The 6,094-nt window shown below is 67.0% G+C and carries 8 protein-coding genes; 2 read left to right on the forward strand and 6 right to left on the reverse strand.

Annotated elements, in window-relative coordinates; all coding sequences use genetic code 11:
* Nucleotides 1-463: 463 nt before the first annotated feature.
* Nucleotides 464-811, reverse strand: coding sequence for a metalloregulator ArsR/SmtB family transcription factor (locus AB1609_14030; GenBank protein ID MEW6047579.1), 348 nt, complete (start codon nucleotides 809-811; stop codon nucleotides 464-466).
* A gap of 192 nt (nucleotides 812-1,003) precedes the next feature.
* On the opposite strand from AB1609_14030, the gene AB1609_14035 reads away from it, so the two are divergent.
* Nucleotides 1,004-1,432: a nucleotidyltransferase domain-containing protein gene (locus AB1609_14035; GenBank protein MEW6047580.1), complete on the forward strand. Its 429-nt coding sequence runs from the start codon at nucleotides 1,004-1,006 to the stop codon at nucleotides 1,430-1,432.
* The gene (locus tag AB1609_14040; GenBank protein ID MEW6047581.1) at nucleotides 1,429-1,857 is read left to right on the forward strand and encodes a HEPN domain-containing protein; all 429 of its coding nucleotides are present in this window, start codon (nucleotides 1,429-1,431) and stop codon (nucleotides 1,855-1,857) included. The genes AB1609_14035 and AB1609_14040 overlap by 4 nt, the downstream gene beginning before the upstream one ends.
* A gap of 4 nt (nucleotides 1,858-1,861) precedes the next feature.
* Here the strand turns inward: AB1609_14040 and AB1609_14045 are convergent, their stop codons facing one another.
* The 5 genes from AB1609_14045 to AB1609_14065 form a co-directional block, all read right to left on the reverse strand.
* Nucleotides 1,862-2,170 (reverse strand): DUF167 domain-containing protein, encoded by a 309-nt coding sequence (locus AB1609_14045; GenBank protein MEW6047582.1) that lies wholly within the window; start codon nucleotides 2,168-2,170, stop codon nucleotides 1,862-1,864.
* A 59-nt stretch (nucleotides 2,171-2,229) separates the two neighbouring features.
* Nucleotides 2,230-3,459, reverse strand: a complete 1,230-nt coding sequence (locus AB1609_14050) for a class I SAM-dependent methyltransferase (protein MEW6047583.1) — start codon at nucleotides 3,457-3,459, stop codon at nucleotides 2,230-2,232.
* A gap of 184 nt (nucleotides 3,460-3,643) precedes the next feature.
* The gene (locus AB1609_14055) at nucleotides 3,644-3,934 is read right to left on the reverse strand and encodes a hypothetical protein (protein ID MEW6047584.1); all 291 of its coding nucleotides are present in this window, start codon (nucleotides 3,932-3,934) and stop codon (nucleotides 3,644-3,646) included.
* Nucleotides 3,935-3,937: 3 nt separating this feature from the next.
* Entirely contained in the window at nucleotides 3,938-4,882 is a 945-nt protein-coding gene (locus AB1609_14060) for an HD-GYP domain-containing protein (protein MEW6047585.1), read from the reverse strand.
* A gap of 83 nt (nucleotides 4,883-4,965) precedes the next feature.
* The gene (locus AB1609_14065; GenBank protein MEW6047586.1) at nucleotides 4,966-5,979 is read right to left on the reverse strand and encodes an AraC family transcriptional regulator; all 1,014 of its coding nucleotides are present in this window, start codon (nucleotides 5,977-5,979) and stop codon (nucleotides 4,966-4,968) included.
* Between the last annotated feature and the right edge of the window lie 115 nt (nucleotides 5,980-6,094).

Consider the following 6,094-nt stretch of genomic DNA (forward strand, 5'->3'; position numbering starts at 1 on the left):
GGCAAAAGGCCCGCAGCAGCCGTCCCCCGATCCCTGCCGGCGCTTGCTCGAACGGGCTGCGCGCGTGGCGACTTCAGCGTAGTGCTCTCGCACCGCCCGGACGATAGCCTCGGGATCCTCGGCCTGGGACGCTCGAGGTCTCTTTTCACCCTCAACCTGCTTCATGGGCCCTGCTCCTCTCCGCAGTGAAACTACACACCCACGCGTGCGTCCCTACGACCTCGCCACCAGTAGAGCAAGACGTCCCACCACGGCTTCCCGCAGCAGCCGCTCCTGACCGTCTCGAGCAATCACGTCCAAGGTCCTCCAGGAATACAAGCCCACCGCTATGTCTCCGTTGGCTCTGATGTCGCTCAGAAAGGTGCTTTGCGGGCGAGACTATATTGACATGCTTCGATACATCGGGGTTTACCGCGCCACTCTGCATCGGTCCTCTCTCCCGGCATCACGCTTCCAATCCGGCTCACGGGATCAACCGGCCAATGGCACGCCACGCCTCCATCAGCCCGGATGGCGAGACCCGATAGTGGACCCACAGACCGCGCCGTTCCGCCGTGACAAGGCCCGCACCGCGCAAGACCGTGAGGCGATGGAAGATCGCCGGCTGCCCCTGCGAAAAGTACGCCACGATATCGCACACGCACAGGGGTCGCCTCTGTGCCGCGAGCAACACAAGGATACCCAGCCTGGTGGGGTCATCGAGGGCTCGGAAGATGCTCGCCCACCGAGCGAGCTCGGGGGGACTGACTTGCGGCCGGATGACGGACTCACAGCAGCCACGCATTTCCGGCGCAACCGCACCGTGCGCCATGACCTGCGTAGCCCCCAAGCTGTACCGGTGTCTTGCTTCGCGCTCGACGGCTGCGGCTTTGGTGCCTCGTCGATATCCTCGGACCAAGGTGTTATCCCCCGCCTGTGGTGGCGACCTTCGACTGACGATAAGGGTAGCCTATGCATCGACATCTGTCAATAAGGCGTATACCGGGACCCGAGAGTTGCCACGGTGGGCGTGTCTCGGGTCCCGTCAGTCCACCACCACCGCAACTCGCTCCGCGTCTGTGGTACCATGAAGTCCGGGAGAGTCCCGGGTGAGGTTGCCGTGCAGCTCACAACACACGAGCAGGATGCAGTAAAGCACTTTGTCCGGGGGCTCAAGCAACGCTTGGGCGGGCGCCTCGATCGCGTCCTCCTGTTCGGGTCGAGAGCGCGGGGAGGCGCCCGCGCGGACTCCGACATCGATTTGCTGGTCTTAGTCCGGGGGCTCGACCGCGAGCTTGAGTCGACCGTGTTTGACGTACTGCTGGACGTGCAGCTCGAGTCCGACGCAGACATATCGATTGTTCTCTTCGATACGAGCCAGTTCGAGTCGTATCGCCAAGCGGGGTCTCAGTTTGCCCTCAACGTCATTCGGGAAGGAATTCTCGTAACATGATGGACGACGCTGTTTCCTGGGGGGATTTTGCCAGGTACCGACTTGCCAAGGCTCGTGAAAAGCTTAAAGCCGCTGAAGTCCTGTTAGCTAACGGGCTGGAAGCCGACGCCATCAGTAGGGCTTACTATGCAATGTTCACCGCGGCACGAGCGGCGCTAGCGCTGAAGCAGATCGACCGAGTCAAGCACTCTGGTGTTATCAGCGCCTTCAATAGGGAGTTCGTGAAAGAGGGCCTCATCGACCGTGCTTTAGGCCGGATGCTGCTCGGCGCAGAAACCTTGAGGCGAGAAGCAGACTACGAAGAGCGGTTTGCTCCCCCTCCTGGGAGAGCCAGCGAGGTTCTTGCACAAGCACAGCGGTTCGTTGACGCCGTGGACAGACTTGTCGCCTCATGGCCAGAGCCGCCCGGCCGGTCCCCATCTTGAAGGGTCAATGTCCCAGGTAGGAAGAAAGCCGCTCGCATACGGCCTGGACGGTCGTGCCCCGGAGCGAAAAGCACTTGCTTCGGGAAGCTGTCCCCCGCACCAGGGTAATGGCCGACTTCGGCATACCGATGAGTTCGGCCAGGAGTGTTCGGGCCGCCTCGTTGGCTCGGCCCTCAACGGGTGGAGCGGCCACTCTCAGCTTCAGTTCGTTGCCGTGCAGTCCAGCCACCTCCGAGCGAGCGGCTCCCGGCTGAACGCGCACGAAGAGGACCACCCCGTCCCCAGCCTCCTTGAGGAACGAGCAGTCTGTCAATGTTCCACGGCGCCCCTTGCAACCTGCCTTCCTCGGTAATGAACCGCGTCCTTCAGTGTCTATGTGCGAACCCACTTGAGCACGGTGGCGTACGGGATGCGCTGCCACACACGCACCACCGAGGCCGGTAAATCCCGCTCGGCTTCGGGGGTCCACTCGGGCTCATCGAGGTCGCGAAGCTCCAGCCCGGCCCGCCGCGCTGCCGCTACATAGTCCCGCAGCGGCCGGTGGAAGCTGACGAACGGCTTGAGCTGCCCCCACTGTACCACCACCGCCCGCCGCACGAAGTAGTCGTCGATCATCCATCCCAACCGGTCTTCTCTCCTCGGCGAATCGGGTGCCACCACGTGCCATTGAGCGTCCGCCGTCCCATAAGAGATCGCCGCCACGAACCGCCCGCCCCGCCGCAACACCCAAGCCACCTCAGCGATGGCGGCCTCATAATCCCTCACGTCCATCAGTACATAATTGGCCACCGCCGCATCGAAGCTCCCGTCAGCCAGAAACGGCATCGACGAGATGGACGCGTGGTGCAGTTCGATCCCGAGCGGCCCCCTCGCCTCCTCGGCCACCGCAATCTCATACAGCCGCCGGGCGTTTTCCACGGCCACCACCCGGGCTCCACGCCTCGCCAGCATCCGGGCGAGATATCCGTTGCCGCTGCCGGCATCCAGCACCCGCTGCCCGGCCACGTCGCCCAGCATCGCCAGCAGCACCGGGTCGCTGCGGTATTTGCGGTTGCGGTCACCCCGCTCGTCGTAGCCGGCGTGCCACACATCGGCGTTGGCACTCCAGGCGGCGTCCAAGTCGGCATCGCTGAGCGCTTCCATGGGCACCCGGGTCGGCTGCGGCGGCGGGTAGCGCACCAGGTGCGGTTCGACGGAGAGCCACCGGCGCCGGGCGGCCGCTGCGGGATCTGTCTGCCAGGGATGGGTTCCGAGGAACTCCGCATAGTCCAGTGACGGGTGGCTACCGCTGCAGTCCGGGCACCGCAGAATCCACCACATGTCCCACGCCCAAAACCGGCCCCACTCGACGCTCACCTCGCCCGACTCCCGGCACAGCAGCCGCCCCGAGGTCGGGCAGAAAAAGCGGGTCATGAAGTGCCCCGGCTGCCGACAGCAATCGCACACAAACCGCCAGTGCCACGCGCAACGCGGCGCCTGCGACCCCAGGTCGAACTCGGCCTCGCGCCCGGCGTAGGAAGGGTCCGCGGCAGCTATCGCCTCGCAGTAGTGGCAGTGCACTCCTCGCCCGGGGGGCGGTCCCGATCCCGAGGCGCTGGACATACGGGCCTCGCCTTTCATCGTGCATCAATAACGAAACGGTGCGCGAGGCCACGCGCACCGTAACTTCAGCATCAGCCCTGCCGCAACCCTCACGCGGTCGGCAGATGTATGGTCACCGCCTGCGGCCAACGGGCACGAAGGGGACCGTGCTCAATGGTGCACCCACGAATGGCAAGGTGGTCGTTCAGTCGATGTCCGGCGCGTCGGCGAACATCATGCAGGGCGGGTCGGCGATGGCGTCGACCTTGTCCTTCACCTGCACGTGGATCGTGGAGTAATCAGCCGTCTGCCACCCCGGCAGGACGACCACGCTGACGGCCCCGCCGTGCACGCTCACGCTCACGAACGCATCCCCTCGGGTCGTCACGTCCGCAACCGCGGACCTGTTGACCTCGCCGGCGAACACCGCCCCGGCCCAGACGAGCAAGGCCCCCACCACCAGCAACGACGCCACCACGGAACCCCAGCGCTTCACTGCTCACCCCTCCTCTGGCGGAGCCGGCTGGCCCCGGCCGGGTTCCTCGGCCAGGGTCGCGAGAAATGCCTGCACCACGTCCGGGCGGTAATGGGTTCCACTCAAAGCGCACAATTCCTGCATGGCCGCGTCCGCGGGCTTCGCCTTCCGGTAGGGGCGGTCGCTGGTCATGGCGTCGTAGGCGTCCACCACGGCCACGATCTGCGCCTCGAGCAGGATGGCGTCGCCCCGCAGGGCGTTGGGGTAGCCGCTGCCGTCGAGGCGTTCGTGGTGCTGGGCGATGATGGGCGCGGCCTGGCGCAGCACGGTGCGTTCCACCATGTCGCTCCCCACGAGGGGGTGGCGGTAGATGATCTGCCACTCGTCGAGCGTGAGAGGACCCGGTTTGCGCAGGACGTCGTCCGGGATGCTCACCTTGCCCAGGTCGTGCAAAAACGCCCCGTAGTGAAGCGCCCACAGCCGGCCCGGAGGCAGGCCCAGCCGCCGCCCCACCGCCATGGAGCGGGTCATGATGCGCCGGCAGTGGCCGGCGGTGTAGCCGTCCTTCTGCTCGACGGTGACGGCGAGTTCCATCATCTGCCGGGACTCCTGGCTGTACTGGGCGAAGACGGGCTCGGAGGTGATGTACAGGAGCGAAAGTTCAGTCTCGGCCCGGAACAGGCACTCCTCGGTGACCGGGTGCGCCGCCACGCAGTCGCCGGGCCCGAGCAGGACGTCACCGTCCGGGCGGAACCAGCGAAGCTTGCCCGACTCCACCACGAAGCACTCCAGCGCATGCCACCCCTCGGCGGGGCGCAGCGCCCAGCGGGCCTTGGGCTCCATCACGTGCCGGATGACCTCGACGCCTTCGCCGGCCGCGAGCAAGTGCAGTGCCATGCGGTCGAGCCGGACGGTCTCGATGGCCTCACCGCGGCGGCTGAAGCGCAGCGGGCCGGTGCTCAGGCCCACAGCAGACGCCAGCCTTTCCTGGTACCATGACGCGTTCGACAAAAGGGTGCTCGCTGGCAGATTACGCCGCCCGCCCGGCTCTGTCAAGAAAAGGGATTCCTTCCGGGACCTGCCGAACGGCCGCGGCGCCGCGGGAAACCCGGGCGTTCTGCCGGGAGCTGTTCAGGTGCCCGTGCCCGGGATCTGCCCTCACGACCAGCGCAAGTGGCGCATGGCCCTCCTCGCCTCTTCCCGATTGCTCTGAGCTCAGGCCGCCGGGCGAGCATGAACGCGCAGACCGGCAGGATGGGCGGATCGGTCGGCCGGATCGGGCGCAGGGCGATGTCGACCGCCGATCCTGCCCGGCCGCCCTTCACCTGCACGGGGCCGCGAGAGGCACCCACCCATACGTCCTCGGCGGGCAGGAGGTACCCCAGCGGGTCGTCGCCCCATGGCACCGAGCAGGCCAGGACGTAAAACCACCCGTCCGGCGCCGGGTCGATGCGATATGGCCCGGGCCCGCACGGCAGCACCGTGCAGGCCGGCGGCTCGCCCTGCGGCGCCGAGAGTGGAAAGAGGGCGGCGAAGATCAGCCCGGCCGGGGCGCTCGGGGCGTCGATGCGGCCGGCCACCCCGCCCCTGGCCGGTCCCGCCGGGCCGGCAAGAGACACCTGGCCCGCCCGGGCCACCTGGAGAGGCCGGATGCACGCCTCCACCACCCGCTCTCCCATGCGGCGGAACTGTCCGGGGGTTACCCCGACGAGCCGGGTGAAGCGGGTGGTGAAGGTTCCCAGGCTGGTGTAGCCGACCTCGAAGCAGACGTCGGTGACGCTCAAGCCGGTCGTCAACAGCAGCCGCTTGGCCTCCTGAAGGCGCAGCGCAGCCAGGAAGTCACGGGGCGTGAGTCCCGTCATGGCTCGGAAGACCCGCAGGAAGTGGAACGGGCTCAAGCGCGCGATCTCGGCCATCTCCGCAAGGGCAAGGCCCTCGGCGAGCTGGCGGCGCATCTGGACGATCACCCGTTCGACAGCCTCTTGGTGCGGGAGGCGATCGGCACCCCGGGCGCCGCGCGGGGTCGCCGGCGCGCCGGCCAGCGGCCGCTCAGCGTTGGCGCTCATGGCAGCGACATCAACCCCTCTGGCCCCGTAACGTCGCCGGCGCCGGCCCGGCAGGGGAGCGGGTCAGGGTTAGCACTACCGCCACCGTAACAAAAGTCCTTCTTGAAGGACGCGT

This window comes from Bacillota bacterium (assembly GCA_040754675.1).
Lineage (GTDB): Bacteria > Bacillota > Limnochordia > Limnochordales > Geochordaceae > Geochorda.